Here is a 26,109-nt window from a genome sequence, read left to right on the forward strand (position 1 = left end):
AAGCATGGGGGAAGCACGTACGACGAAAGATGAAATTGTGCAGTTGTTGAAAGTAAAGGGAGAGCACACCGTAGCGGAACTAGCTGAAGTTTTAGAGATTACAGAAATGGCGATTCGAAGACATTTAAGTAATCTTGAGAAAGATGGTTTCATCTATTCCAAGATGGTAAGGCAACATGTCGGAAGACCAACTTATTTGTATGGATTAAGCGAAAAGGGAGAAGACACATTCCCGAAAGAGTATAAGCAATTTGCGATTGATATGCTAGAAGATTTAGCGCGAATGGGCGATGAAAAAATCCTTCGTTACGTTTTAAAAGAGAGAACGAAGCGAATGGAAGAACAGTTACAAAAGCGCGTAAGTAATCAAAAGAATTTAGCATATAAAGTGCAAGAGATAGCAGCTATGCAAGAGAAAAATGGTTATATGGTTCAAATTAAGAGAGACGGAGAGAACTCTTTCGTAATTGAAAAACAAAACTGTCCGTTAAAGGAAATCGCTGAGAGATTCCCGCAAGTGTGTGAAGATGAAAAAGAGATGTATAATCGTTTATTTGCGAACGCAGATGTAAAAACGCTAGCAAACATGTGCGAGGGCGATTGTAGTTGTTCTTACCAAATAAAAGAGAAAAAATGAACGTTATGGGGCGCTTTAAGGTAAAGCGTTTTTTCTTTTGGAAAAGCGGGTAATATAAGAGTGGTATGATAAGGTAAGAACGTTAGCATAGAAGGAGAGACATAATCGATGTATAAAGGTTACTTAATTGACTTAGACGGTACAATGTATCGCGGAGAAGAACAAATTGAAGAAGCGAGCGACTTCGTAAAAGCATTAGGAGAGCGCGGCATTCCATATTTATTCGTTACGAATAACTCAACTCGTAAACCAGAACAAGTGGCAGAAAAACTTGTTCGTTTCGATATTCCAGCGAAAGCAGAGCAAGTATTCACAACGAGTATGGCAACAGCAAACTTCATTTACGAACGTAAACAAGACGCAACTGTATATATGATTGGTGAAGAAGGCTTACATGATGCGCTTGTGGAAAAAGGATTTGAACTTGTAGATGAAAATCCTGATTTCGTTGTTGTTGGTTTAGATCGTGACATCACATATGAAAAATTAGCAAAAGCTTGTCTTGCTGTGCGTAACGGCGCAACGTTTATTTCTACAAATGGAGACATTGCCATTCCGACTGAGCGCGGGTTATTACCAGGTAACGGTTCATTAACATCAGTTGTAGCAGTATCAACAGGTGTGGATCCAATCTTTATCGGAAAACCAGAATCAATCATTATGGAACAAGCTTTAAAAGTGCTTGGCATAGAAAAGAATGAAGCCTTAATGGTTGGGGATAACTACGACACAGACATTTTAGCAGGAATCAATGCTGGCATGCATACGCTTCTTGTCCACACTGGAGTAACAACTGTGGAGAAGTTAACAGAATACGAAGTTCAACCGACGCAAGTTGTGCATAACTTGACGGAGTGGATTGAGAAGATGTAATGAAAAAAGCTGTTCCAAACTTTGGAGCAGCTTTTTTTCTAATATTCAGTTGTGAATAGTGTCGGTTTTTGTCTGTAAGTCGATATAATTAGAAAATCGCCGATATAATTTAAGTTGCGCTGATATAATTTTATTTAAAATGCACGATTCACAACATCTTTAACCTCTTCAAGATATTGTTTACGCACACTATCATCTACAGAAGGAACACTTGTATAGAATGTATGCTCAATTGTTTCAATGCCTGTAAATTCAAAAATACCAACATCAGCTGTTTTTTTCATTGCGTCAAACATACCGCCTGCTGTGTATGCCTCTTTCGTATTTCCCATTGTAGATAATAATAATCCTTTTTTACCGCTTAATAACTTCTCGATGCCATTTTCACCGTAAGCATAAGCGAAGCCGTGGCTAAATACACGGTCAACGTATCCTTTTAAAATAGCAGGAAGTCCCGCCCACCAAACTGGATAAATAAATGTAATGCTATCAGCCCAAGAGATATGCTCTTGCTCTTCTTTAATATCTGCTGGTGTGTTTCCTTGAGAAAATGAGATGAAATCGGAAGCGCCTAATACTGGATTGAAGTTTAATTCATATAGATCGCGAACGCGTACTTCATGACCTTTTTCTTCTAATTCACTTTTTACCGTTTCTAAAATCGCATGGTTGAAGCTTTCTGTATTTGGGTGTGCATAAACGATTACATGTTTCATTGTTCTTCCTCCTATTTGTGATATGTGAATGGTTTCTCTGTAACCATTATTGTTACTTCTTTTATGAAAGTCAAGTAATACATATGTATAAAAAGACGCCTCAAATCGTCTTTCTACACACCACTCATACAAAGAACAAAGAAAACAAATAAAATAATGATAATACCAATGCCGAAGTTAAATACGAGAGTACTATCCATATATGTAACCTCCTAATTTGAAAGTAAAAAGCACTCTAGCCAAGAGTGCTTTTTTATTTTGAGTCTACTGCATAACTTTTAGAAAAGAATTCATGCATGTAAAGAGTTACATTATTTTATGTGCTTATGCTTTGAAATGAGTAAGTCCTTGTAAGGTATAGAAAAAAAGACACTCTTTCGAGTGTCTTTCAAGATGACAAAATGTGCCAATTGCTTGAGTTTGATAAGGCGCTAATATCCGTTTTAACGCCTTTTCTTTGATCAAGAAGTGTAGCAACAGCGATTCAAATGAATTGTACCATTTGTTCCGTGGGCGTGCGTATGCAATTGTGCATATTTCAATTAGAGGGAAATGAGGCACGAAAAATGAATGAGTATATAGAGAATATTTGATAAGGGGAGAGAAGGATGGATATACATAAGTTAACGGTAGAAGAAGCAAATGAGATAAATACGTGGACGTATGAAGAACCTTATCATTTGTATAGTTTTTCAGGCGAAGAAGAAGTAATAGAAGAATTATTAGATGGGACGTATTATGGCTGCTGTGACGATAATGGGGAGTTTATCGGCTATTTTTGTTTTGGAGAAAATGCACAAGTGCCAGGGGGACGAGATGCCCATTTATATGGTGGAGAAGATGTAATTGATATCGGACTTGGCATGAAGCCGGCGTTAACAGGGAAAGGGCTGGGAAAAATGTTTTTTCAAGTTGGCATAGCATTTGCTGTTAAAGAATTTAGGCCGAAAACGTTTCGACTTAGTGTAGCAACATTTAATACAAGAGCGATTACGCTATATAAAAACATAGGTTTTCAGCAAGGGCCCATTTTTTTGAGCCGCGGAAGAGAATTTATGCTCATGGAATATGAAAGACCGTCAGTATGACACTGACGGTCTTTCATATTTTATTATTCCGAATGCTCAGCTCTGTGCGCTAAACGGCTTGAAGCAGCGGCAGCGATTCCGCCAACGATATCATCAAGGAATGTATGCACCTTTCCAGTTGATTTATCATTTAAGTATTCTAAAATACCAGGTTTTAATTTATCGATATATCCAAAGTTTGTGAAACCGATAGAGCCGTACACATTAACGATAGAAAGTGCGATCACTTCATCAATTCCGTATAAGCCTTCATCACGTTTTACGATATCTTGTAACGGCTCACTTAACATGCCTTTTTCAGCGAGAACATCGAGTTCGATACCTGTAATCAGTGCGTTTTGTACTTCACGTTTTGATAATACACGCTCAACGTTATAACGGCATTCTGACATCTCTAAATTTGGATGATATTTTTTTTGAAGAAAATGAACAAGTTCAGCAATATCATCAATTGTTACACCGCGTTCTTGTAATAGTTGCAATGCTCTTTCTTGTAGTTGATTTGATTCTTTCATGTTTATCACCTTTTTTTCTTTTTAGTATTTGTATACGTTTCGTTGCTTTATCATGTGCATAGGAATGAAAGGCGAGCACAAGCTCATATATATAAAGAAAAACCATAGGTGGCGACTGCGATGATTCATCATATTTATGAGCATTATCATATGCATGTTAAAGAATTAATCCCCCTTGGCCCCTATAAAAGCTTTTGGATTCGCAACAAAATTTATGTACTTGTTCCAATTGGAGAAATGGAGGAAGAAGTACTTGTAGAGATGAAAAAGCTCAGTGATTATATGAACCAGCAAGGGGATATAACTGTAGCGACTTTCGTTCCGACTATACACGGCTACTATGTAAGTGAGATAGAAGAACAAAATTACTGCTTATTAAAAGGTATGCGCGCGTTAGAACGACATGCTATGTCATTAGGAAGTGAGCTTTCTATATTCCATAAACGAGGTGCATTCTTTCCAGAAGAAATTGAGCAACTAAGCCGCATTGGTGAATGGAAAGCATTATGGGAAAAAAGGCTCGATCAATTAGAAAAGTTTTGGCAATCACAAGTGATGAACCACCCTACAGACGTATTCGATCAATTGTTTATTGAATCCTTCCCGTATTACTTAGGAGTTGCGGAAAATGCCATTCAATATGTTGTTGATACAGAAATGGATGACACACCGCAACTAACGGATGCAGCAACCATTTGCCAAGAACGATTCACACCTTTATTATGGCATCAAACGAAGCGTCTCAAACTCCCTTTTGATTGGGTGTATGATCACCCAACTCGAGATATAGCAGAATTAATCCGCTATATGATGATTGAAAAAAAGAAAGACTGGGAGCAAACAATCGTTCAATTTGTTACAGATTATGAACGGAATTATTCGCTATCCTCATTTGGGTGGCGCCTATTATTTGCAAGGCTCCTGTTCCCGCTTCACTATTTTGAAACAGTCGAACGATATTACCAAACAGGAAACGAAGAACAAAAAAGCATGTATAGAGATCGTTTAGAAGCCATTTTACACGATGTGAACCGCTCTGAGCAATTTATGAAGCATTTTTATGGCTCACTCCGTTTACCAGTTGATAAGCTTGGGATTAGAAAATTAGATTGGCTGTCTTAAAAATATAAAAAAGAGACCGATTGAGGTCTCTTTTTTATATACCACAATTGTATGTAATACATTATGCCCCTACCTGTTGATCTGCACATATATTTAAAATGAATTGATGTTGTTCGATTTTTTCATTTACTTTACTCAATAATTCTTGCTGGATTTCTTTAAATAAACATTGATAGCTCGCATTCCATGTCGGTATAACGGATGAAAGGTCTAATAAATACTCTTTTTTCTTTTCTAGTTCTTGAATTGTTAAAAACGTGTTCCCCATTTTTGGCATGTGTCGTCCCCCTATGTTTTTTACTTTATATGTGTGAACGATTCACTATATAGTATCAATTATCGCATTTTTTGAGAAGGATTTCCAATTTTGCTTTATGATGTTAACGGATAAATGTGATTTGTATAAAAAAAGGAGACCAAATTTGGTCTCCTTTTAGCAAGTGGCTTTGAACGAGCCGCTAGATAATATCTAGCTCTAGCGGCTAAAATGTTCGGTGGCTAGAACAGTCGGCCATTTCGCGCCTTCCTGTGAGGCAAAAAGCGCCTCTTCGTCAGGAGCTCCAATGACCTCCTGTTCTGAACGAGCCGCTTCCGCTTTTAGATTAAAATACTTGTTCTACTTCGATAACGCCTGGTACTTCTTCAAGTAATGCGCGTTCGATACCAGCTTTTAGTGTGATTGTAGAACTTGGGCAGCTTCCGCATGCACCCATAAGGCGTAATTTTACGATACCTTCTTCAATGTCTACTAATTCAACGTCTCCGCCATCGCGAAGTAAGAATGGACGTAATTTATCTAATACTTCTAGTACTTGTTCTTGCATATGTGGGTTTTCCATTTTTATCGACTCCTTTCATCAGTTTTATTATAATCAAGATAGAGGGGAAAATCTATTTTTTCTGTTCTTGTTTTATTGCCGAAAATTTTTATCATGTTTACAACGTGTTTTTTCAGTATAGGGGTATGGAATAAGTTTGTAAAATGATGTGCTTATGTAATAAGACATCTGAATATACTGTCAGAACAAGAAGTGGGGGAGAAGAAATGGTTAATGTGCAAGTGTATGGGACGAAAGTAATTTGTGCGAGCTGCGTTGGAATGCCATCTTCAACAGAAACGTTTGAGTGGCTACAAGCGGCGATTGGTCGTAAATATGAAGGACAAGAAAATAAATTTAATTTCGAGTATATTGATTTTCAAGAAGAACAAGAAGATGAAGATAAAAAAGCATTCGCGGAGCGCGTAGTAGAGGAAGATTTATTTTATCCGGTCGTTCTTGTAAATGGAGAAATTGTTGGAGAAGGAAATCCTCGTTTGAAGGATGTTTACGAAGAAATCGAGAAATATTTATAAAGCAGGAAGCCTTTGCGAATTTGCAAAGGCTTTTTTTATTGGAGGGATAGATGTGGAGAATGTAGTAAAGCATGCGTTACCGAAAGAAGTAGAGCAGTTGATGGAGCAGTACATAGTAGGACTGAAAGAAATTTTTTTAGATGAAAAAATAGTCGGGGTGTATATTTACGGATCCATCGCACTCGGTGCATTTCATGCAGAAACGAGCGATGTTGATTTTGTCACGGTAATAAGTGATCCCGTGAATGAAGCTGAAAAACAGCAACTTGTAGAGCTTCATAAGAAACTTAGTGGTAGTACGTTAGGGAAAAGAATGGATGGTATGTATATTCCGCTTGCTGATTTAGGAAAATACAATGATGAAATGAATGAGTACGTGTATTGTGCAGATGGTAAGGCGAATATAGGGCATTGGGATATTAATGCAGTCACATGGTGGACATTGAAAAATCAAGGTATTACAGTGAGCGGGAAAGAAGCAGAAGACCTTTCGTTCCAAATAAGGTGGGATGATGTAGTAAATACGATGAAATACAACGTAGAACAGTACTGGAGCGGGAAGGCGAAGCAGCCATATGTATTCTTTATAGAAGAATGGGTAGAATCAGCGGTCGTTACGATGGGGCGTATTTTATATACACTAGACCATAAAACAATCGTTTCAAAAGATAGAGGATTGCAATACTTATTAGAACATTCAGCGGAAGAGTGGGAGCTTTTATTAAAAGAAGTAGCGAGAATACGGGAGAATCCAAAAGAAAAGAGAATGCTCTCAAGGTGGAGAAGGGCAGATATGACGAAGAGGTATTTGCTGCACTTAATTGAGACGTGTAGAGAGAAATGGTAGGGAAGAAAATGGACAATACAGTTGAGTGTATTGTCTTTTTTTACGTTTAATTTGGTATATAATGGTTTAAAAGGTTTAATTATACTGGAGGGGATATGGTGGACACGGAATTAGTTACATATAAAGAAAAGAATGTACAAATGAGTATGTTAGAAGTAATCAGCATGATAGTAATTATTTTTGGGGTAATGTACGGAATTGGTTATTTGAACTTTTTATATGAATTCTCATTATATCCGTGGTATGTAAATCATCTCATTTCACCCTTCACGTTTTGTATGATTATTGTAATGTATGCACCGGCAAGAAATTACTGTGTGCATTTACTAAAATCAATACAATTCAATAACTCAAAACATTATGTAACAATAATAATGACAATGATCGTACTGCTTATATATCTTGCAGTATTAAATTTAGTTTTACCACATGGGCTTCGTGTGGGGGAATCTAATATAGTAATAGAGCCTACTAAAAGTGAAATCCTTATATACGTAGTAGTGCTCACAGTTTTTGCACCAGTTTGGGAAGAACTTCTATTCCGGGGGATGTTTTTCACGAAATTATCTCAGCGCTTTTCTACGTTCAGTAGCATATTTATAAGTGCTTTTATATTTACTTTAGGACATCCACTTACTTTAGGGAGTGTTTTATATATTTTGGGTGGCGGTATATGTTTAGCTTACACCTATAAGAAAACAAACAATTTACTTGTTCCAATTGGAATTCATGTATTAAACAATTCATTTTATTTATTAGTAAATTTTCAACTATAAAAAGACGCCCTTTTTGAAAGGGCGTCTTTTCTATTTTGTAGTAGGTAGAAAGGGCTTTACACGCATTGTGTAGAGGCAAGGTAATACAAAATATAAATAGTTTCATGTGAAACATTTTTCATTATCAAATATACAAAATACTTAACTTAGTGTATTAAACCTATCATTCATAAGTATTCTAATATATTAAAAAGAAAAATGGAATAATAAACGAGAAATTGTCGGAATATATTCGATTTCCGTTCATTTTTATGAAATATATGTACTTCTTGTTAGATTCTTTCTTTTTCTTTCTATAAAATACACGTATGTAGAAAGAAGAAAAGGATGATGTACGTGAAGGACACTGTTTTACAAGAAACAATTTCTCCGCAAGAGTTACATAAAGTTGTTCAAAAGAATACAGCTTATTATGACTTTAAATGGGGCAAAGTAGAAAATCCAGCGCAAGGGAATACGTGGAATTGGGTAGCCTTTTTCTTCCCAACTTTTTGGTTAGCTTATCGTAAAATGTATAAGTTGTTTATTATACTTACGTTATTGGCGGTACCTAGTATCATTGTAACTCCTTTTATAGATATTCCAGATGGGATTTATTTAACATGTAGTTTAGTTCTTCAGTTAGGAACGATGATATTTACTGGATGGCAAGGAAACCGTTTATATTATAAGCACGCTGTTCGTGTATTACATAAGGGAGAAGATATGCCAGATCATGAGAAGGCGTATTACTTACAATCAAAGGGTGGCGCTAGTTTTGCTGGTATGGTTGGTTTCCAGGTTATAGTTGGAATCGTGTTTGGTGGAGCTATGTTCGGACTCTCACTTTTACCAACTGAGCCAAATATTAAAAATGTCGTTCGTTCAAGTAGTGAAGGTGTGACTTTAGAGATTATGACGGATAATCCAACTTGGAAGTTTGTGAAGAAAGAACAAGATTATGATGTAGTAGAATTTACTGGTTATGATTATGCAGAGAAGAAGAACGTGAAAATTAAATTTGCTGTTTATTTTAGTGAAGACTATTTTGAATGGCAAGAAGTACATGAAAATAATAAGAAGTTAAGTGAAGAAGAGTTAGAAGAATATCAATTTTACATTGAAGAAAATGGTTGGGGGTTCTAGTGAGAACTCGTCCATGTTGAAAAGAAGAATCTTGTGAAGGTTCTTCTTTTTTACTTGGAAACACCATACGAATTGAAATTTTGTAAAATACAATAAAAAATGAGAATTTGAGGTAGGCTTGTCAATAACGTGAGACTATGGCACTATATAGAAATGCTATACAAATTTTATTTATCGAGATGTAAACATCAATTTTGATTTTTACGTATAAATAATGAACGGAGGAAATGAATTTATGGCTACTTTACCAAATTGTCCAAAATGTAATTCAGAATATACGTATGAGGATGGCGTTCTTTTCGTATGTCCTGAGTGTGCTCATGAGTGGGGCCAAGAAGCAGAAGCTGAAAATAATGATGGTGCAAAAGTTGTAAAAGATGCGAACGGAAACGTTCTTCAAGACGGCGATGCTGTTACTGTCATTAAAGATTTAAAAGTAAAAGGAACTTCTTCAGTTGTGAAGATCGGTACGAAAGTAAAGAGTATCCGTCTAGTTGATGGCGATCACGATATTGATTGCAAAATCGACGGTTTCGGAGCTATGAAGTTAAAATCACAATTCGTGAAAAAGGCGTAAGTAAATAAAAAGAGGAGGCGTATAGGCCTCTTCTTTTTATTATGTCATTTTTTGTCGGTAAGTCGATATTCCTTGTCGAATCGTCGATATATTTCAAAAATCGTTGATATATTTTGAGTTATGATAGATATATTCGAAAAATCGTCGATATAATTTCACTCACCGAGAAAGGTGCATCATTTACCGAGCAAAAAGCTAGATTACCGTCCGCCATAGTCAATATCCTTCAACTGACACCTCTTATTAAAGAATGTTTTATAGCCAAGCTGTAAAAAGATAATAACCGCAAAAGCGGTACTTCCTGAAATACCAAGTATAATTGCGATTTGATATTGAATGGCTGTAAATGGTGATACACCAGATAAGATTTGTCCTGTCATCATGCCCGGTAAGCTTATAATTCCCATTCCGACCATAGAATTGATCGTTGGTAAAATAGCGGAGTCAAAAGCGTCGCGTATGAGCGGAGCAGCGGCTTCTTTCGGTGTGGCGCCGAGCATAAGTGCCCCCTCGATTTGACCTCTTTGCGATTTCATATTGTTTAAGAACGTATTTGCACCGAGAGAAACACCTGTCATTGCATTCCCAACTAACATTCCGGTAATCGGAACGATATATTGCGGGGCGTACCACGGATCATGTCCGATAATAACAAAGATAAATAGTAGAAGTGGCCCAATTGATCCGGCTACCATGGAAAGGGCGGCTACTCGTTTTAATTCTTTAGACATTGGGATATTCACTCGTTTATAAATATTAAAAATTGCAAAGGTAGTAATAGAAGTAATAAGAGCAATTGTATAAAATGGATTACTGTTTTCAAATACGTATGTAAGGACATAGGCAACGAGTACGAGCTGAATCGTCATACGGAATGTTGCGAGCGCGATTTGTTTTTCGCGAGGTATTCCTTTTAACTTCACAAGCCCAATTAAAATAAGAATGAAAATATATGCAGCGGCAAGTTGCCAAATTTGGAGTTCAATCACGCCCTTCAACTGAGAGCACTTCCTTTCTAGTTGCACCGTTTGCTTTACTAATCTCAATAATATCGTCTGCAATTTCTTCTGGAAGCTGTTGTGAGTGTGTGATGAAGATGACTGTTTTTTTCTTTTCTTTTGCTAGCATAGTGAATTGCTTCATAACGCGTCGTTCTGTATCGCTATCTAACGCCGAAGTTGGTTCATCTAATAAATAGACAGGTGGATCCATAAGTACGATACGTGCAAAAGCAAGTCGTTGTTTTTCGCCACCTGATAATGAATCAGCGTTGTCTTCTAAATTTTTTTCCAAGCTAACAGTCGTTAATGCACTTCGCAAGGCAGCATCATTTGGAAATGGCTTTTCAGAAAGACGAAGTCCCATTAATAGATTGTCTTTAATGGTTCCATCGAAAATAGGTGGCGTTTGCCCAAGCATGACTACGTCACGTCGTAATTGAATAGGGGGATAATCAGAAATTAGCTTTCCGTTATATTCAATTGTTCCAGATGTTGGAGATTGTAGATCATTTAACATACGGAGCAATGTGCTTTTTCCGCTCCCACTCTCGCCGATAATACATGTGATTTTTTCTTTTTGAATCTGTAAATAAGGAATGTGCAGTATATCTTTATATGTAACGTCTTTTAATATAAACATAGATGGCTCCTTTCTGATTCTAGTTCTATCGTATCAAAAAAGAGAAGGTAACGGTTATAAAGAGCAACGTTTTTTCTTCGTCTTGATTTCTATTAATAAGTTAAGTAAACGATCTAATTCTTGGCTGAAAGAAATTACTTTATGATGAGTGAATCCGTACTTTTCAACGAGATAGATCAATTCTTTCTTCTTCGCTTCTATGCGATCATTTAGTTTCGTTACGTTCATAAGTGAAATGAAATGCCTCCTGTAAAAGTATTTACAACACAAAAAATAAGACCGAATGAATTCGGCCTTAAAGGAAATAAAACAACTTATCAATAGCATACACTGTTTATTGGTAGTTTTTAATATGAAAATGAAAAATAAATCATGATTCATATTGAGAAAGATGTGTCTGATAATTATATTTTAACGAATAAGAGAGGCTGCCTAATTAGGAGACAGCCTGTAAAGTATTAACCGTTATGATATTTGTACATCCAGAGGATACCGGATTTTAGTAACCTTGGTACACGTCCCATTAATGGTTGGTTTGCTAGCAAACCAAAGCCATGCTTCTTACCAAGAGAGCCGAGAACACCTTTTAATTTAATGACAGGTAGTTCGTCAGGAAGTGGTTCATTATGCCAACGTTTTAATAATATTTGGACAATTTGTTCCCCTTGACCTTCAGCAAGTTGTGCAGATGGTGCGTGTGGAAGTGCTGCACAATCTCCTACAACATATACGTGCTCGTTATTTGGAATATTGTGATATTTTGTTAAAACAACCCGTCCGCTACCATCTTGTTCAACTGGAAGGTTTCGAACAACTTCATTTGCTTGAATACCAGCTGTCCAGACGATTGCATCACATTCAAGTGGTTCATCGTGGTTGTACACAATATTTGGCTCTACTTTTGTAATGTTAGAGTTTCGTATAATAGTAACTTTATGTTTTACGAACCATTCTTCTACATATCTACTTAATTTCTCTGGATATGGGAATAAAATTCTATCTTTTCGATCAAATAAGTAAATTTTTAAATCAGAACGGCTTTCGCGAAGTTCACTTGCAACTTCAACGCCACTTAATCCAGCACCAACGACAGCTACCGTTGCATTTGGTTCTAGACTATTTAATTGTTCATATGTCTTACGTGTTTGTTCAATCGATTGTAGGCTATGTGTATATTCCTTCGCCCCAGGAACGTTATGATATTTATCCTCACAGCCAAGTCCAATAATTAAATCATCATATTGGATTGCTTCGCCGCCATCGAGATGAACAGCTTTTTCTTCGAGATCAATATTTGTTACTGTGCCGTATTGAATATTGAGGCGTGGGTGTTCAGGAAACGGTATACGAATATGCGTTTCTGAAATAGTACCCGCAACTAATGCATAATATTCAGTTTTGAAGCAATGATATGGTACTTTGTCGATTAATGTCACTTGTACATCATCCGGAAGTTGGTTGCTTGGAAGTAGCCGTTGCAGAATTCTCATTCCACCGTAGCCGCCACCTAATATTACGAGGTGTTTCATGATGGATTACCCCTTTTCTGTTGAAATATCCCCTAATCATAAAATTTTATATTAATAAAATATTTTGACTTTACTCAATCAAATTATATCGAATTTGTGAACAAATAACAATGCATGAATGAATACTCTGTTGTACAATAAGAAGAAAAGTAGAGTAAACGATCTGCATTATTTAGTTACCATTTCATCGTAAATAGCATGTTATATAGAAGGAATCATCTATTTTGAAGTGAAATAATGAAGTAACTAAATAGTTTAGAAGGTGTAATGAAAACAACAAGAAACAGCTTAGTTTTTTTCTTATAGATGAAGTCAGAAAGTAATTTGTTTTGTAGTACAGGGGGGAGAATTTTGATTAAACCATTAATTGAATTTTGTGTAGGTAACCTTGCGAGTGGTTCACAAGCCGCTTTAGAGAAATTAGAAAAAGATCCGAATTTAGATGTAATGGAGTATGGTTGTTTAGGATATTGTGGTATTTGTTTTGAAGGACCGTTTGCTCTTGTAAATGGTGAAGTGGTACAAGGGGCTACAGTAGAAGAACTTGTTAATAATGTATATGAGTATTTGGATGAAAATCCAATGTTTTAAGGTGTTGCAATCGGCAGCACCTTTTTCTTTTTCTATTAGATAAAATTTTATTTCGCAGGGGAGGATAATATTGTATATAAATAAAAAAGGCCCTTTTTAGAAGGGCTTTTTTCTTACACAATTTGCGCAAGAATGGCTCATCGCCAAATGTTGTCAAATATGAGAAACGGGGGACATTCATATTGTGTTCTAAAAGCGTGCATTTTATACTTGAAATAACAAATTATTTTTGGAGTGAATACAAATGAGCCAATTTTCTTTTACAAAAATGCATGGTCTTGGCAATAGTTATATATATGTAAATATGTTTGAAGAACAAATTCCTGAAGAAGATTTAGCTCTTGTGGCGGAAAAGGTTTCAAATATTAATACTGGTATTGGAGCAGATGGAATGATTTTAATTTGTCCGTCTGACGTAGCGCCGGTGAAAATGCGCATGTTTAATAATGATGGATCAGAAGGAAAGAGCTGTGGTAACGGTCTACGCTGCGTAGCGAAATATGCGTATGAGCATAAACTAGTAGAAGATACAGTTTTCACAATTGAAACGTTAGCTGGCATTGTAACGGCTGAAGTAACGGTAGAAGAAGGGAAAGTTACGTTAGCGAAAATTGATATGGGAGCACCGCGTTTAACGCGTGCAGAAATACCGATGCTTGGCGAAGGTGAAACACCATTTATTCGTGAAAACTTCTTATACAATAACCATCGTTATGCATTTACAGCTGTTTCAATGGGAAATCCGCATGCAGTTATTTTTGTGGATGATGTAGAACAAGCACCTCTTACAACACTTGGACCAGTTCTTGAGACACATGAAATGTTCCCAGAACGAGTAAATGTTGAATTCATTGAGATTTTGAATGAGGAAGAGATGAACTTCCGCGTTTGGGAACGTGGATCTGGTGTAACACAAGCTTGCGGAACAGGGGCGTGCGCTGCAGTTGTAGCCTCTATTTTAAATGGAAAAATGGAACGTGGTAAGGAAATTACAGTTCATTTAGCTGGTGGCGATTTAATGATTGCATGGACAGAAGAAGGCAACGTGTTAATGAAAGGACCAGCAGAAGTAATTTGCCACGGAGTGTATGAGTACAAGATAGAAGCGTAAAGATGTATAATAGAACGAGAACAGAAAGGATGGTGTATTTCATGATTGAAGTAACAGAACAAGCAGCTTTTCAAATTAAAGATATGTTAAAAGATGCTGAAGATGGAGAGAAGTACGTGCGCCTTGCTGTACACGGCGGCGGATGTAGTGGTCTTTCTTACGGCTTAGGATTTGAAGTAGAACCAAAAGAAGACGACACAGTTCTTGAGTTTTTCGGTGTCGAATTTGTTATCGATAAAGAAAGTGCTCCGATTGTTAAAGGAGTAAAAATTGATTATAAACAATCTATGCTTGGCGGCGGATTCACAATTGATAATCCAAACGCAATCGCATCATGCGGATGTGGATCATCTTTCCGTACAGCGACGAATGCTGGTAAGCCAGAAGAGTGCTAGTACGAAAAAGTGCGTCAAATCAACGTTTTTAGTATCGAGATATTAGCGTGAAATCTTTTCGCAAACATGAAGCGTATAGGGTGAGGATGGAGAATTGAGGGCGATAGATAACGTTCGAAATTCGACCATACACAAGTAACTAAGTGTATCTACGTAACCCTACTGCGCATCTATAAGGATTAATAATACCGACCCTTCTTGACGGTGAATTACAAAATTCATTCGTTGAGGGGGGTTTTTTTATTGGCATTAAAACGTAAGAAGAAGCGAGCTGAGCGCACTACGCACAAGTCGTACCCTAAGATAACCTTACAGCAAGCTCTCGATATAGCTATTGCAGGTAAAAAAGCTGAGGGATTACGAGAACGAACGCTAACAGACTATATGAAGATGTGGGGCTATTTTACCGATTGGCTTGCAGAAAATTATTCCGATATAGAGTATATTAACGAACTTACAGCAGATATTTTCCGTAACTATATTAACTATTTGCAGTACGATGCCATACGTTACGATGGTCACAAGTTTATTACTAATCGAGAAGAAAGAGGATTAAAAGAAACGACAATTAATATACGGCTGCGTACTTACCGCTCAATGTTGAATTACTTAGAGCGTGAAGAGTTAATAGAGTACAATCCGATGGACAACGTAAGATTGTTGCGTCAAGACATAGACCTTACGAATTGTTTAACAGAGGATGAAGTAAAAGCGGTCTTAGCGCAACCTAATCAACGAGATTATGTAGGTTTTCGAGACTTTGTAATTATTAATTTATTATTAGATAGCGGATTACGTATTAATGAGGCTCTTAATTTACGAGTGGAAGAGATTGATTTTAAAACACGCTTTATAACGTTGACGGGTGAACGAAATAAAAACCGCAAGCCTAGATACGTACCAATATCGGCATTTGTTGCGAAGCTCTTACTACAGCTTATAGAAGAGAATAGAGCGCATTTTAAAACAGACCGCATATTTCTTTCTTGCTTCGGTGAGTTACTAGGAGCGAATCATTTTAATAAGCGATTAAAGCATTACGCAGAAAAGGCAGGTATTAAAGGTAAGAAGGTAACTGCGCATGTTTATCGTCATACGTGGGCTAAAAATATGATTTTAAACGGCTGTGATCCATTCACATTGCAGAAAATGGGCGGCTGGGCTGATATGCGAACAATGCGCAGATATATTCAAATGGATACAGAAGAAATACGTCGTAGTCATGACGATTTTTCGCCAATAACAAAGTTCTATCAGAGAGCTACCAAAAGAGTTTACTAAAAAGAAGAAAGTCCCCAGCGCCAACTGGAGACTCAAAACATACACATATCTAAACTGAATACAGGACAAGCCGTATCAGTCCGATATCATCTAGCTTCATTCTATCGAAAAAATTCGAAGGGTGCAAGTTGTCTTTAGTGATGCCTTTTTTAGGCAACTGCGGTAAGTCAAAAAGCGGAAGCCGTACCGCTATAAAAACGTAAAAGGGTAGCTAGACCGCCGCAACCACTAGCGCTATACAACTCAACGCATATCATTCCCCGTGCGTCGTATAGGTCTAGGTGGTGACTGCCGTTAAAGGTCAGGGTGGAAATACGTTGTTACTACGGTAACAGGGTGTATCGAAAGATTTACGCACTATGGGACGTTTTGTAGTGTAGAAAGTCGATATGTGCGAAAGCACAAGGACGGGGAATGCGTTACTGAAAACCTCACACAACGAGCCGACGCTAGTTGTTAACGCCTTACCTCTATTCGCATAGAAACTACGAAATTATGACGAAGTTTAAAACACTTCGTTATTTTTTTTATCTATGCGAAATAGGGGTTCAAACTCCGCCCTGCTTCCTACGACTTCCTCGCCTCTGCTAGTCGATGCGTCACCGATTGTCAATAGCCATAAATTCGGTATTTAACGTCACTAGCGGAAGTGAGTTGAATATCGGGGATAGACACGGGCGTTATAAGAGGTAGAGGGCTGATTTGAAGGTATATAACTTAAATAATATAGCAACGAAAATGCAAAATAGAGATAAACGAAAAGGAAATGGAAGAATAAGATCATAAAGGAAACGCACTATTTATTTAATAATTGGAGGAGTACGAAATGAAAGAAATTACATTGAAATTAAATCGAAAACAGCAATTAGCGGTTATTTGTTCGCTAACATCAGCGCTAGTGAAGATGTCGCCACTTACCGAGGAGAAGTATGATATTAATACGATATTAGAAGAGAATGCTAAGTTACTTAGCAAAGAGGGCGTGGAGGTAAATTACAATGATATGATTAGCGACGCTTACGAAACACTCGACGATGTCATGGAAGAATTAGCGAAGGAATTCATTAAACATAAGAGTAGCGATATCCTAAAGACTACGATATACGGTAAAATAAAAACAAGATAAATCGGAAGGCGGGAAATTTGTATGGGCGAAGATAAAGTATCTTTAATTATGTTAGCGGTATTAACAATAGCTCTGCTATTTGTTGGTGTCTCGTCTAAGTTTGATAGCCTTGTTGTTGATATTATCGCCGTATTATTCCTATTGATATCTACTGCGATAGGTGCAGCGATTCTAACAGAACGTCGTAGGAAACGCAGAAAGAATATACGATAAGTGAGAAGTGAGACAAAGAAATACGTTTACTTTTAAAAGAGAGTACATATATGAAGATAAAAGTTAAAATGAAAAGAGAAAAGAAGAGGGGGAGCGTGAAGTGACAGATGAGGCAGTTGAAATGTTTGAATGAAAAAGTATTGTCATATGATAAGATGAATATATAGATTCTTGTAATGGGGTGGTTAGGGAATGGATACTATTTTTAAAACAATCAAAGAATACTTAGGCTTACATAAAACAAATTATGCTATTCAATTAAACGGTCCATGGGGAATCGGTAAAACGTATTATGTAACAGAAATATTAAAGACTGAAATAGAAAACTTACCTGTTCCAAATAGTGATGAGAAATATAAATTTATTTACATATCACTAAATGGGATAAAAAGTGTGGACGAAATAGATGAGATTTTATTTTTAAATTCAATTGATGGAGTTCTAAATGTAGGATACAGGTCTGCAAAATGGGGGCTAAGGATTGCATCAAAAATCTCGTCTTTAGGAGTGGGACAAGGCGTTGAAGGTGAACTTTCTAATGTAGCAAAGAAATTTACAAATCTAAAGAATACGGTTCTATGTTTTGATGATTTAGAGAGAATTGATAAATCGCTTTCTATTCAGCATATTTTGGGTTATATTAATTCGAATTATGTTGAGCATGAAAATATAAAAACAATATTTATATCTAACCAAGAAAAATTAGAAGAAGAAAATTATTTTTATAAAATCAAGGAGAAAATTATTGGACGGACAATACAATATAATAAAGTCATTGATGAAGTACTCCCTGATTTTATATACAATAATTATAAGGAAAGCCAAAAAATTCGCGATTTTTATGAGGAAAATAGTCAAATCATACTACAGATAATTAAATTTATATCTGAAGGGGTTAATTTAAGAACATTAAGATTCATCTTTGATAGTTTTTTACAGGTAATAAATAATTGTGAGTTGGTAGAAAGAAACAATAGAATCAGTTTATCTGTTTTTATTAATATACTTTTAATTTCCGAAGATTTTAAAAATGGGCTAGTTAATGAACCTAAAGAATTAGAACTATTATATGATTTAAGCACCCTTGGGTTTTTAAGTTTTTCATCTAAAGAAGAAACAAAACAAGAAAAATACGCAAAAACTTTTCGGGATAAGTATTTGCAAAATAGTATGATTAGTGAACTATTCAAGATGCACAAATCGATTGGCATATATATTTTAACAGGGCATTTAAATGCAGAATTGTTAGAAGAAGAGATAAAAGAAATATATTTGAAAAAAGAGAGTAAAGAACAAAAAGCCCTAAGGGCTATTTACCTTTATTTTGAAATTGAGTTAGACGAATTGCAAAGTAACATAGAAATAGTAATCAAAGGAATTGAAACAGGAATTTATAAACCTGAAATATATCTTGAAGTATATAGATTATTATTTCTCTTTAAGAGTAAAAACATTATTCCACTAGATTTAGAACAGTTACAAGAAAAATTTAATATTGGATTACAGAAATCTTTTGAGTTACATGGAGTTGAAGTAGAGAGTTATAAACTTGAGCGGAATTTTTATTACGCAATTGAAGACCAGTACTATACAGAACTTGTAAATAAAATTAAAGAGAAAAAAATTGAGCTAATAAGAGAAAAAGACCATTTTTTAATTGAAGAATTTATGTACTCAATAAAATATGTGGATATGGATAAGTTTCGGGTCCATTATTCTCAAATCAAAGATAAAGATAGTTTTTTTGCAAGTGTGGATCAGGAGAGATTATGTAACGAAATTTTTGATTTTCCGAATAAAGGAATTAATATGTTTTCTACATTCATAAAAGAAAAATACTTGTATATAAGTAATGCAAACAAATTTTATAAGCACGAAGTAGAATTTATTGAAAATCTCATTTTATCTTTACGCAGTAAAATTGAAGAAGTATGTATAGATTCTTTAAAGAAAAGTATAGTTTTAGAGTTAATAGATTGCTTAGAAGAAGTTAAAGAGCATATTTCAAAGTAATTACAACCGCGAGAAAGTCTTATGGGCTTTCTTTTTTTTATGAAAATTAAATAAATGCAAATGAAAATGAAAAACTTAAATTTATATCTTTTCTTAGCCAAGTAAGGAAATCGTACCCCTCCGAACTCCACCCTTCAATTACTGCATATCGTATACATTATTACGTTATGCAAGCGATACGTAAACCGCATAACAACAACGTTTACCATTTATGCAGAAACGTCGGCATTTTGTTGGCGCTAACCTCAATGTAAACTCGTGTAATATTGTCGATGAAATAGCGAATCCCTTGCGGCTGTAGTGTTTACGATGATTTACATGCAACCAAAACGGTTACAACGATTTACAAAATAAGCGATACCACGGGGGAAATATCGTCAGATTGGCGTGTGTGTGGCGCTGTGAATGGCGGCTATACACCTGCTGCTCGTTCTGCTGGAGGGAGGTCTTGAAATCTCGGGGGCTAAATACTTTATAAAGTGAGGTCATCTAGTCAGCATAATAGTATCAATACACTAGTATGTGGTATAATTTGGTACGATTAATATGTGCTAGAAAAGAGCTATGCGAAAGTGAAATAATTAGTGATTTTTACGTAAGCAGATACCAAGGGGGTTTAGTAAAATCCCAGCACGACAGTACAAAAAATTCGAATTATAGGAGGAATCAACATGGCAAAATTCAGAGTAACATTTAAACAAGGGGAGTCTTCGACAGCACTAATAATTGAGGACGATGTAACACAGCTGGACGTAGAGACGCACATCATCGATAATCTTACGAAACATAGTGTAGTTTCGTTTCCGTTACGTGGTGGAGTAGCAACAGAGATTATACCGACAGGACAAATTACAGGTGTTGTGGTAAATAAAGTGTCAGTTACAGGAGAATTTACTGATTTAGCCTCTATTAAATTCCATAACTAAGCAGGGCGCTCTTATGAGCGTCTTTTTTTATTACGTTAAATGTATGAGAATAGGGCGGAGACACCTTCCAAAACGCATACCGTTTACGATATAACACAAAAAGAGCGCATTATTTTGCATCCTCTACTTGTTTAACTAGCTTATACCATGTCGTTTTCTTTACGTCAGCTTCTTGCATCGCTACTACTGTGCCGCCTCTCTTTTCTTTTTATAACGTTGTATTGTCGATACTGATAGACCCGTCATTTGTGCAACTTTACGAATAGAGTTATCTTTCAATAACATCATAGCCGTATCTATCTGCGCTTTTGCTATAGTTGGACGCCCTTCTCGGAAATCAGCTTTTTGTCTAGCTGCGGCTTTTCCTTCTTGTGTACGTTCTACAATCATATCTCTTTCAAATTCAGCGAACGCAGCGAATACATTAAACATTAGCTTTCCTGCTGCGGTACTTCTATCAATAGTGCCGAGGTTTAACACGTTAACAATTACGCCTCGCTCGTATAATTCTGTTACAAGTTCTATCGCATCTTTTGTTGAACGTGCAAAGCGGTCTAGCTTCGTAACTACTAGCGTATCACCTTCGCCAATCTTATCCATTAATTCGATAAACTGCGGTCTTTCCTTTGTTGTTCCCGTAAACTTCTCAGAATAAATAACTTCGCATCCTGCATTATGTAACGCCTCTTCTTGCACTTCTAATTTTTGACCTACTGTACTAACACGTGCGTACCCATATACTGTCATATGTTATCATCCTTTTCTATTTATTCTGCGTTGAATAAAGAATACATGTTTTGAATACAACTCGTGTGCCTATCTTATCACATTGTATAATTGTATTCAATACTCGAAAGAAAAGAATACACCATTTACCTACTAGCTCATTAATATAGAAATACCCCTGCATATGTCTGCGCATTCTCACACTGATTTACCCGCCGCCATTATCTGCGACCAATAAGGGCATATGTACTTTAACCATGCCGATATGCCTAGCTACATCATACCGTATCACACAACCACACACAGCGCTATACATCTCGTACTATTACTTATTGCGATGTTATTAGAAGCTAGGAGGCAAAGCGCTGGGAGGTTAACAATCTACCATTGTACGCAGCTATAAGCCAACAAACTAACATTACAGCACGGCGTACACTATCATGACATACTGTACAGCCATAGCTACCTTTGTGAGTGTATTCGAATAGTTTGTTATTACTTTTCTTTTTATGATCTTTCTTTGTTGCAATTGATTTCGTTTGTTGTTTTGTTTGTGAATTAAAGTGTTGAGAATCTTTGTTTGTTGTTGCGATTAAGTTCGTGAAGTAATTCGTTTGTAAATTATATTTGAATCGTAAAGAGTTCGAAGTTGTTTCTTTGTTGAGTTGTTCGTATTGATTTGCATTTGATTTATTAATTACTTCGAATTGAATCATTCTTTCTTTTGTTTCTGCGTGAGAATTTAAGAAGAGTAAAAGAATTGCTCTATTTAAAGTGTCTAGCATTTAATTTGAGTGGTTTTAATTCGCATCGCAGACAAGCGAGCCACCCAACGGAAATTTACCCTACCCTCCAAGCCACCCTCGAAACGCCCCGCAACTGCTGTATACAATTAGCGCACGTAAAATCTTAACTCGGTTACTAATAAATGGAAACGCTAACGGTTCAAGATGAACTATTACTTTAACGCCCGCTCTTTCCGCAGCCTCTAGCGAAGCCCTCACGACCTCACGTTTACCCAAGCAGACCTATTTACGGAATTCTTCGACCTCAAAAAAATTTGTATTTCATTTTTGAATCTCGGGGTGTTTATATTCGCCAATACAATACCAATATTCGATAACTAGTGCGCCAATAGAAGTGAGAAGACAAGACGCAACACAACATAATTTAATAGATTCGCCCTTTCTTTGACTGTTGGCGCACCTATACATACGAAGGCGTTAAAAATAGTTTAGAGAAATATCGCAGAATCTAGCCAATTACAGCCGTGAGTTGCGCCAATCTCTTTAGAAACGTTAAAAGATATATCGGCGCTATCGCTTCGAGTGTTCGCAAGCTCTCACAATAACTATTATTGCGTATGTTCTTTTTAATTAAGCGCATTAATCAAAACCGTTAATCGGCAACGTTAAGGAAGCCGTGACGCTATGTAGTTGCTGCGTCAAAGATGTTTCGTTATCCACACAGATAACAGAGTACTTTTATATGGAAATACGTTTACATCCCTTGTGGCTCTAAGGCTTACGGCACTTTTTGAAGGTGTCAAATATGCTACAAAAACTGAGCCGAAGGTGTCAAATATGCTACAAGTTTACATCTGATTACAACGAGAAAGGGGAAACATAATGAAAAATACAGGCAATCTATTCGAAGAAATCAGCGCCATTATACACGCTGGCTCAATCGAAGGACTAACAGAAGCGCAACAAACAGCACTAAAACAGGCGGTCGCAATCGCAGAAACTCAAAGAGTACGAACCCCAGCCGAACTAGATGCGATTCGATACAAAGAGTTACGTAAGGAAGATACACGCCGCTTCGTAATGGTTAATGGAAACGAGGGCGAGCGATATAGTCATGTCACATTAAATCAGCTCGGCGTATTCTTCAAACTATCGCTATACCTACAAATGAATGCGGGCGGTTTATTAATGCAAGACACGGGGCGAGGCAAGTACGGTATTCGACCGCTAACAACGAAAGACATGCAGCAATTACTAGGGCGTGGGAAGAAATCGACGCTTAAAGCGCTAGAAGAATTAGAAAGGATCGGTGCAGTCATTCGAGATAACTCGCAGCGTCCGACGCTCTATTATATCAACGAGGATTTAGTAAGATGTGGAAACACTGGCGGCGCATTCGTCAACTTTACGAAGGTGTACAAAGAAGAAGCAAAACAACTTCTATCGAAACTATCAGACCGTCAAGCGGGCGCTATCTTCAAACTAATGTCCAATGCGCATAAGGATACATATGTATTATGTGCGAATCCGCAGGAGTTCAAGCCGTCACAAGTCGAGATTTTAAGTTCTCGTGACATAGCGAAGATTCTAGGTATTGCATATTCGAGCGCTCGCACGCTGCTATCAACGCTTATCAATGACGGGGCAATGATATCCGGTAAGCGGTGCGAAGACTGGTGTTAAAGGGCGTGGCTACGTAATTAGCCCGTATGTATGCGATAGAGGCGTATTAAATAACCCGCTAGAGAGTGAGATTAAGAAGTTATACCGCCAAATCACGGAAAAATAATAGAATAGTGACCCGTTTCGGCGGGTTGCTGCGCCTATAACGGAATGCAGGGGGGCAAAAAGGCGGTGCAAGATACGTAACCGGTTGTAAACATTATTACAGTTACGTTACAAATCGGAAAGGATACCAATTTTTTTACCAGCAGCCGACCTTATAGGTGAAGAGATAAATAGTTATTAAATTAATCACAAACTTGGCGCAGCGTCGTCGGGTTGTGGTATCGGATAGCTAGCGGTATCACATTGCTTTCCAAATCAGTATACGCAGCAGCATCATGTAAGCGGGTTGCCGCCCGTTTCGTTCCAATCATACAGGGATTGCGTAAGCGTTAATGTACTCGGTTAGCTCAATAACTTCATAAGCAAGGGTTTCGTACCCTTCGTATTTGTGGCGGTAACTCTTCGCACCGTCAACGGGGTTTTTAATTCTTCATCATGTGGCGTAGGTGTTTTATGAAACGTTAGCTAATGGCGTGGCATTTTCCTGTTTGCCCCTGCGTTGCATCTCCTTTTTAAGGAACTAATAATTTTTATTTAACTTTGAAGTTTAAAAAACTTAAATTCTCAATACAAAAAATTAAAACCAATAGGAAGGAGGGCTATAATGCGCCCGCAAGATATTAAATCAGTTCGGCAGTTAACTGGACTCAATCAAACAGACTTCGCTAAATTGGTCGGCGTATCGCTTACCACCGTTAATAAGTGGGAGCGTGGACATGCACAACCGAAAAAAGAAAACATTAAGAAAATCGAGGGATTAGTAGGAAGTGAAAACCTTCGAGTTATTCAAGCGAAGTTACTATATGATTTACCGTTATTAGAGGTATCAAAAGACTTACGAAAAAGAGCAAACAGTAAGAGAGGGGAATTAGTGAAATGATTAGTGATGCAATTCTAGACGCAGCAAGAGGCAAGACGGGAATACAGCTAGATAGAGCCAATCGACCATTGGTAATCGCTGATATTAAAGAATATCGCAAGCATGCGTTTTTAGTCGTGCATGTATATGACCGTGGCAGGACGGTAGGGCAGATTATAGCGCCTATGCAAGAAATCACAAGCCTAGCTGGAAAGATTAACGAAATCGTAGAAGCTAGTTGCGATAGAAAAACGCCCGTTGCATATGACTTGCATACTTGCAATGACGATATATACAAAGAAACGATAGCTAGTGCGTATGTATTAGCGGAAATGAAACCCGCATCAGCGTGTAACGAATGTGCCGTAATTATGGACGACCCACGAACGCTAGAGGCGATAGACGACATTTATATTAACGAGGTCGCAGCGCAAGACGAACAAGAAATAAAAGAAAGATCCGTGCGAGAAAAGTTAAAGCGAGTCTTTAAAACAATGCGCAGTAAGCTGGCGGGATTTATGCGCCGACTGGGCTTATTAGCCAAATAATAACGCAAGTTATCGACGGCATTGCCGTTCATATAAAACTACTAAACTAACTAACAAAGGGGATAAATGAAGATGACAAACACAAAAACAGCAGTAGAACTAATGCACGAGGCACGAGAAATTAAAGCAGGTACAGCAAGTTACGTACGTGAGTTACTAATGTCAGATGGCGGAGTTAACGAGCAAATTCGCAAAACAGGAGAAAATCGAGAACTATCAGAGCAAGGCAAGGCAGCAAGAAAAGGACGCATTAAGAGAGTGGCAACACACGTATTACTAGAAGAAATGAAAGAGCGCCGAAGCAAGTATAATGCGCTATTAGACGAAGCCGAAAAGCAAACACGAGCGTTATTAACGCCACAATTCGAAGACCTAAGCGAAGCCGACCGTATTTTATATGATGCTGAAATCAGCGACTTAAAAACAAAGGTGTTACTAGCGCCTAATCAAGATACAGCTATTAAATACCTAGAAAGAATGGTAGATATAGCGAGCAAGAAAGGCAAGACAGCGCACGAATTACAGGGCTATTTCACGGGACAGCTAGCGGAATTAGTCGGCAAAGGTGAAAACTTGCCACATATTCGCCCGCTCTTATTAGGTATGAGCCAAAAACTAGCGAATGCATCGCAAGTACCAAACTTCGACCAAATTAAAGAGCAGCTAGATTACATTAACGAAATGCGCTCGGCATCATTCGCCGTAGGTCAAGTACAAACGGCTATTAAAGAAAATCTCGGACACATTGCGGAGCGATATGTAAATGAACCCGCAAAATACTTCGAAGACCACGCAGACACAGCCGCATTAGTAGAAAAGAAAATCGAGAATCACGAGCGATTCGGTCACGACTTATTTAGCGAATAATGTAGAGGGGGAAAGCGAATATGAAAAAAGATTATAAAACGTTCGACGAGCTAAACGATATGTTTATAGCTGGCGGCGGAACAGGTAGAAAAGGCTAATGAAGACACGGCGGGGCTATT

At 37.2% G+C, this 26,109-nt stretch carries 32 protein-coding genes; 21 read left to right on the forward strand and 11 right to left on the reverse strand.

Annotated elements, in window-relative coordinates; genetic code table 11:
- Window positions 1-4 precede the first annotated feature (4 nt).
- Both BAQ46_RS16175 and BAQ46_RS16180 read left to right on the forward strand, forming a co-directional pair.
- A complete protein-coding gene (locus tag BAQ46_RS16175) occupies window positions 5-637 on the forward strand; it encodes a helix-turn-helix transcriptional regulator (RefSeq protein WP_000503356.1) in 633 nt (210 codons plus the stop codon).
- Window positions 638-745: 108 nt separating this feature from the next.
- Window positions 746-1,510 carry a TIGR01457 family HAD-type hydrolase gene (locus BAQ46_RS16180; protein WP_000276467.1) on the forward strand — a complete coding sequence of 255 codons (765 nt, stop codon included), beginning with the start codon at window positions 746-748 and terminating at the stop codon, window positions 1,508-1,510.
- 134 nt (window positions 1,511-1,644) lie between these two features.
- Here the strand turns inward: BAQ46_RS16180 and BAQ46_RS16185 are convergent, their stop codons facing one another.
- The gene (locus BAQ46_RS16185) at window positions 1,645-2,226 is read right to left on the reverse strand and encodes an NAD(P)H-dependent oxidoreductase (protein ID WP_000683422.1); all 582 of its coding nucleotides are present in this window, start codon (window positions 2,224-2,226) and stop codon (window positions 1,645-1,647) included.
- A 608-nt stretch (window positions 2,227-2,834) separates the two neighbouring features.
- Between BAQ46_RS16185 and BAQ46_RS16190 the strand changes: the two genes are divergently transcribed.
- Entirely contained in the window at window positions 2,835-3,314 is a 480-nt protein-coding gene (locus BAQ46_RS16190; RefSeq protein ID WP_000351171.1) for a GNAT family N-acetyltransferase, read from the forward strand.
- Between the two features lie 23 nt (window positions 3,315-3,337).
- Here BAQ46_RS16190 and BAQ46_RS16195 read toward each other — a convergent pair whose 3' ends face one another.
- Window positions 3,338-3,829 carry a phosphatidylglycerophosphatase A family protein gene (locus BAQ46_RS16195; protein WP_000665103.1) on the reverse strand — a complete coding sequence of 164 codons (492 nt, stop codon included), beginning with the start codon at window positions 3,827-3,829 and terminating at the stop codon, window positions 3,338-3,340.
- Between the two features lie 120 nt (window positions 3,830-3,949).
- On the opposite strand from BAQ46_RS16195, the gene yutH reads away from it, so the two are divergent.
- Complete coding sequence (gene yutH, locus BAQ46_RS16200) at window positions 3,950-4,951, forward strand: spore coat putative kinase YutH (protein ID WP_061131748.1); 1,002 nt, start codon at window positions 3,950-3,952, stop codon at window positions 4,949-4,951.
- Between the two features lie 61 nt (window positions 4,952-5,012).
- Here yutH and BAQ46_RS16205 read toward each other — a convergent pair whose 3' ends face one another.
- Complete coding sequence (locus tag BAQ46_RS16205) at window positions 5,013-5,228, reverse strand: hypothetical protein (protein WP_061536059.1); 216 nt, start codon at window positions 5,226-5,228, stop codon at window positions 5,013-5,015.
- A gap of 325 nt (window positions 5,229-5,553) precedes the next feature.
- Window positions 5,554-5,790, reverse strand: coding sequence for a NifU family protein (locus BAQ46_RS16210; RefSeq protein ID WP_000431159.1), 237 nt, complete (start codon window positions 5,788-5,790; stop codon window positions 5,554-5,556).
- A gap of 206 nt (window positions 5,791-5,996) precedes the next feature.
- Here BAQ46_RS16210 and BAQ46_RS16215 point away from each other — a divergent pair, with 206 nt between their 5' ends.
- The 5 genes from BAQ46_RS16215 to phnA all read left to right on the forward strand — a co-directional run bounded on the left by BAQ46_RS16215 (window position 5,997) and on the right by phnA (window position 9,630).
- Window positions 5,997-6,305: a YuzD family protein gene (locus tag BAQ46_RS16215; protein ID WP_000248590.1), complete on the forward strand. Its 309-nt coding sequence runs from the start codon at window positions 5,997-5,999 to the stop codon at window positions 6,303-6,305.
- A gap of 52 nt (window positions 6,306-6,357) precedes the next feature.
- Complete coding sequence (locus tag BAQ46_RS16220) at window positions 6,358-7,152, forward strand: nucleotidyltransferase domain-containing protein (protein ID WP_025991719.1); 795 nt, start codon at window positions 6,358-6,360, stop codon at window positions 7,150-7,152.
- A 98-nt stretch (window positions 7,153-7,250) separates the two neighbouring features.
- Window positions 7,251-7,928: a CPBP family intramembrane glutamic endopeptidase gene (locus BAQ46_RS16225; RefSeq protein ID WP_071742165.1), complete on the forward strand. Its 678-nt coding sequence runs from the start codon at window positions 7,251-7,253 to the stop codon at window positions 7,926-7,928.
- Between the two features lie 330 nt (window positions 7,929-8,258).
- Entirely contained in the window at window positions 8,259-9,053 is a 795-nt protein-coding gene (locus BAQ46_RS16230) for a DUF2628 domain-containing protein (protein ID WP_071742166.1), read from the forward strand.
- Between the two features lie 235 nt (window positions 9,054-9,288).
- Window positions 9,289-9,630, forward strand: a complete 342-nt coding sequence (phnA, locus tag BAQ46_RS16235; RefSeq protein WP_000212737.1) for an alkylphosphonate utilization operon protein PhnA — start codon at window positions 9,289-9,291, stop codon at window positions 9,628-9,630.
- Window positions 9,631-9,830: 200 nt separating this feature from the next.
- Here phnA and BAQ46_RS16240 read toward each other — a convergent pair whose 3' ends face one another.
- The 4 genes from BAQ46_RS16240 to BAQ46_RS16255 all read right to left on the reverse strand — a co-directional run bounded on the left by BAQ46_RS16240 (window position 9,831) and on the right by BAQ46_RS16255 (window position 12,800).
- Entirely contained in the window at window positions 9,831-10,628 is a 798-nt protein-coding gene (locus BAQ46_RS16240) for an ABC transporter permease (RefSeq protein WP_000679250.1), read from the reverse strand.
- Entirely contained in the window at window positions 10,612-11,271 is a 660-nt protein-coding gene (locus BAQ46_RS16245) for an ABC transporter ATP-binding protein (RefSeq protein WP_000470273.1), read from the reverse strand. Before BAQ46_RS16245 ends, BAQ46_RS16240 begins: the two co-directional genes overlap by 17 nt.
- A 54-nt stretch (window positions 11,272-11,325) precedes the next feature.
- Window positions 11,326-11,499 (reverse strand): aspartyl-phosphate phosphatase Spo0E family protein, encoded by a 174-nt coding sequence (locus tag BAQ46_RS30090; protein ID WP_001103328.1) that lies wholly within the window; start codon window positions 11,497-11,499, stop codon window positions 11,326-11,328.
- A gap of 230 nt (window positions 11,500-11,729) precedes the next feature.
- On the reverse strand, window positions 11,730-12,800 hold the full coding sequence (locus tag BAQ46_RS16255; protein WP_000682073.1) for an NAD(P)/FAD-dependent oxidoreductase: 1,071 nt from the start codon (window positions 12,798-12,800) through the stop codon (window positions 11,730-11,732).
- A 351-nt stretch (window positions 12,801-13,151) separates the two neighbouring features.
- Between BAQ46_RS16255 and BAQ46_RS16260 the strand changes: the two genes are divergently transcribed.
- From BAQ46_RS16260 to BAQ46_RS16295, 8 genes are all read left to right on the forward strand, one after another.
- On the forward strand, window positions 13,152-13,391 hold the full coding sequence (locus BAQ46_RS16260) for a YuzB family protein (RefSeq protein WP_000595026.1): 240 nt from the start codon (window positions 13,152-13,154) through the stop codon (window positions 13,389-13,391).
- A gap of 244 nt (window positions 13,392-13,635) precedes the next feature.
- Window positions 13,636-14,502 carry a diaminopimelate epimerase gene (gene dapF, locus BAQ46_RS16265; protein WP_000077385.1) on the forward strand — a complete coding sequence of 289 codons (867 nt, stop codon included), beginning with the start codon at window positions 13,636-13,638 and terminating at the stop codon, window positions 14,500-14,502.
- A gap of 41 nt (window positions 14,503-14,543) precedes the next feature.
- Window positions 14,544-14,897: a HesB/IscA family protein gene (locus tag BAQ46_RS16270; protein ID WP_000573822.1), complete on the forward strand. Its 354-nt coding sequence runs from the start codon at window positions 14,544-14,546 to the stop codon at window positions 14,895-14,897.
- A gap of 243 nt (window positions 14,898-15,140) precedes the next feature.
- Window positions 15,141-16,178: a tyrosine-type recombinase/integrase gene (locus BAQ46_RS16275; RefSeq protein ID WP_071742167.1), complete on the forward strand. Its 1,038-nt coding sequence runs from the start codon at window positions 15,141-15,143 to the stop codon at window positions 16,176-16,178.
- 826 nt (window positions 16,179-17,004) lie between these two features.
- Window positions 17,005-17,304: a hypothetical protein gene (locus BAQ46_RS16280; protein ID WP_071742168.1), complete on the forward strand. Its 300-nt coding sequence runs from the start codon at window positions 17,005-17,007 to the stop codon at window positions 17,302-17,304.
- Between the two features lie 21 nt (window positions 17,305-17,325).
- Entirely contained in the window at window positions 17,326-17,517 is a 192-nt protein-coding gene (locus BAQ46_RS16285) for a hypothetical protein (protein WP_071742169.1), read from the forward strand.
- A 192-nt stretch (window positions 17,518-17,709) separates the two neighbouring features.
- Window positions 17,710-19,530, forward strand: a complete 1,821-nt coding sequence (locus BAQ46_RS16290; protein ID WP_071742170.1) for a P-loop NTPase family protein — start codon at window positions 17,710-17,712, stop codon at window positions 19,528-19,530.
- Between the two features lie 671 nt (window positions 19,531-20,201).
- Window positions 20,202-20,456: a hypothetical protein gene (locus tag BAQ46_RS16295; RefSeq protein ID WP_071742171.1), complete on the forward strand. Its 255-nt coding sequence runs from the start codon at window positions 20,202-20,204 to the stop codon at window positions 20,454-20,456.
- A 183-nt stretch (window positions 20,457-20,639) separates the two neighbouring features.
- Here BAQ46_RS16295 and BAQ46_RS16300 read toward each other — a convergent pair whose 3' ends face one another.
- From BAQ46_RS16300 to BAQ46_RS30425, 3 genes are all read right to left on the reverse strand, one after another.
- On the reverse strand, window positions 20,640-21,203 hold the full coding sequence (locus BAQ46_RS16300; protein WP_000219450.1) for a recombinase family protein: 564 nt from the start codon (window positions 21,201-21,203) through the stop codon (window positions 20,640-20,642).
- Window positions 21,204-21,532: 329 nt separating this feature from the next.
- Window positions 21,533-21,967 carry a hypothetical protein gene (locus BAQ46_RS16305; protein ID WP_161490998.1) on the reverse strand — a complete coding sequence of 145 codons (435 nt, stop codon included), beginning with the start codon at window positions 21,965-21,967 and terminating at the stop codon, window positions 21,533-21,535.
- 60 nt (window positions 21,968-22,027) lie between these two features.
- Entirely contained in the window at window positions 22,028-22,204 is a 177-nt protein-coding gene (locus tag BAQ46_RS30425; RefSeq protein ID WP_161490999.1) for a hypothetical protein, read from the reverse strand.
- Between the two features lie 606 nt (window positions 22,205-22,810).
- On the opposite strand from BAQ46_RS30425, the gene BAQ46_RS16310 reads away from it, so the two are divergent.
- From BAQ46_RS16310 to BAQ46_RS16325, 4 genes are all read left to right on the forward strand, one after another.
- A complete protein-coding gene (locus tag BAQ46_RS16310) occupies window positions 22,811-23,611 on the forward strand; it encodes a hypothetical protein (RefSeq protein WP_071742173.1) in 801 nt (266 codons plus the stop codon).
- Between the two features lie 709 nt (window positions 23,612-24,320).
- Window positions 24,321-24,596 carry a helix-turn-helix domain-containing protein gene (locus tag BAQ46_RS16315; RefSeq protein WP_071742174.1) on the forward strand — a complete coding sequence of 92 codons (276 nt, stop codon included), beginning with the start codon at window positions 24,321-24,323 and terminating at the stop codon, window positions 24,594-24,596.
- A 248-nt stretch (window positions 24,597-24,844) separates the two neighbouring features.
- Entirely contained in the window at window positions 24,845-25,123 is a 279-nt protein-coding gene (locus BAQ46_RS31085; RefSeq protein ID WP_249024554.1) for a hypothetical protein, read from the forward strand.
- 72 nt (window positions 25,124-25,195) lie between these two features.
- Window positions 25,196-25,990, forward strand: coding sequence for a hypothetical protein (locus BAQ46_RS16325; protein WP_071742176.1), 795 nt, complete (start codon window positions 25,196-25,198; stop codon window positions 25,988-25,990).
- Window positions 25,991-26,109 lie beyond the last annotated feature (119 nt).

Source organism: Bacillus paranthracis (genome assembly GCF_001883995.1).
GTDB classification, from domain to species: Bacteria; Bacillota; Bacilli; order Bacillales; family Bacillaceae_G; genus Bacillus_A; species Bacillus_A paranthracis.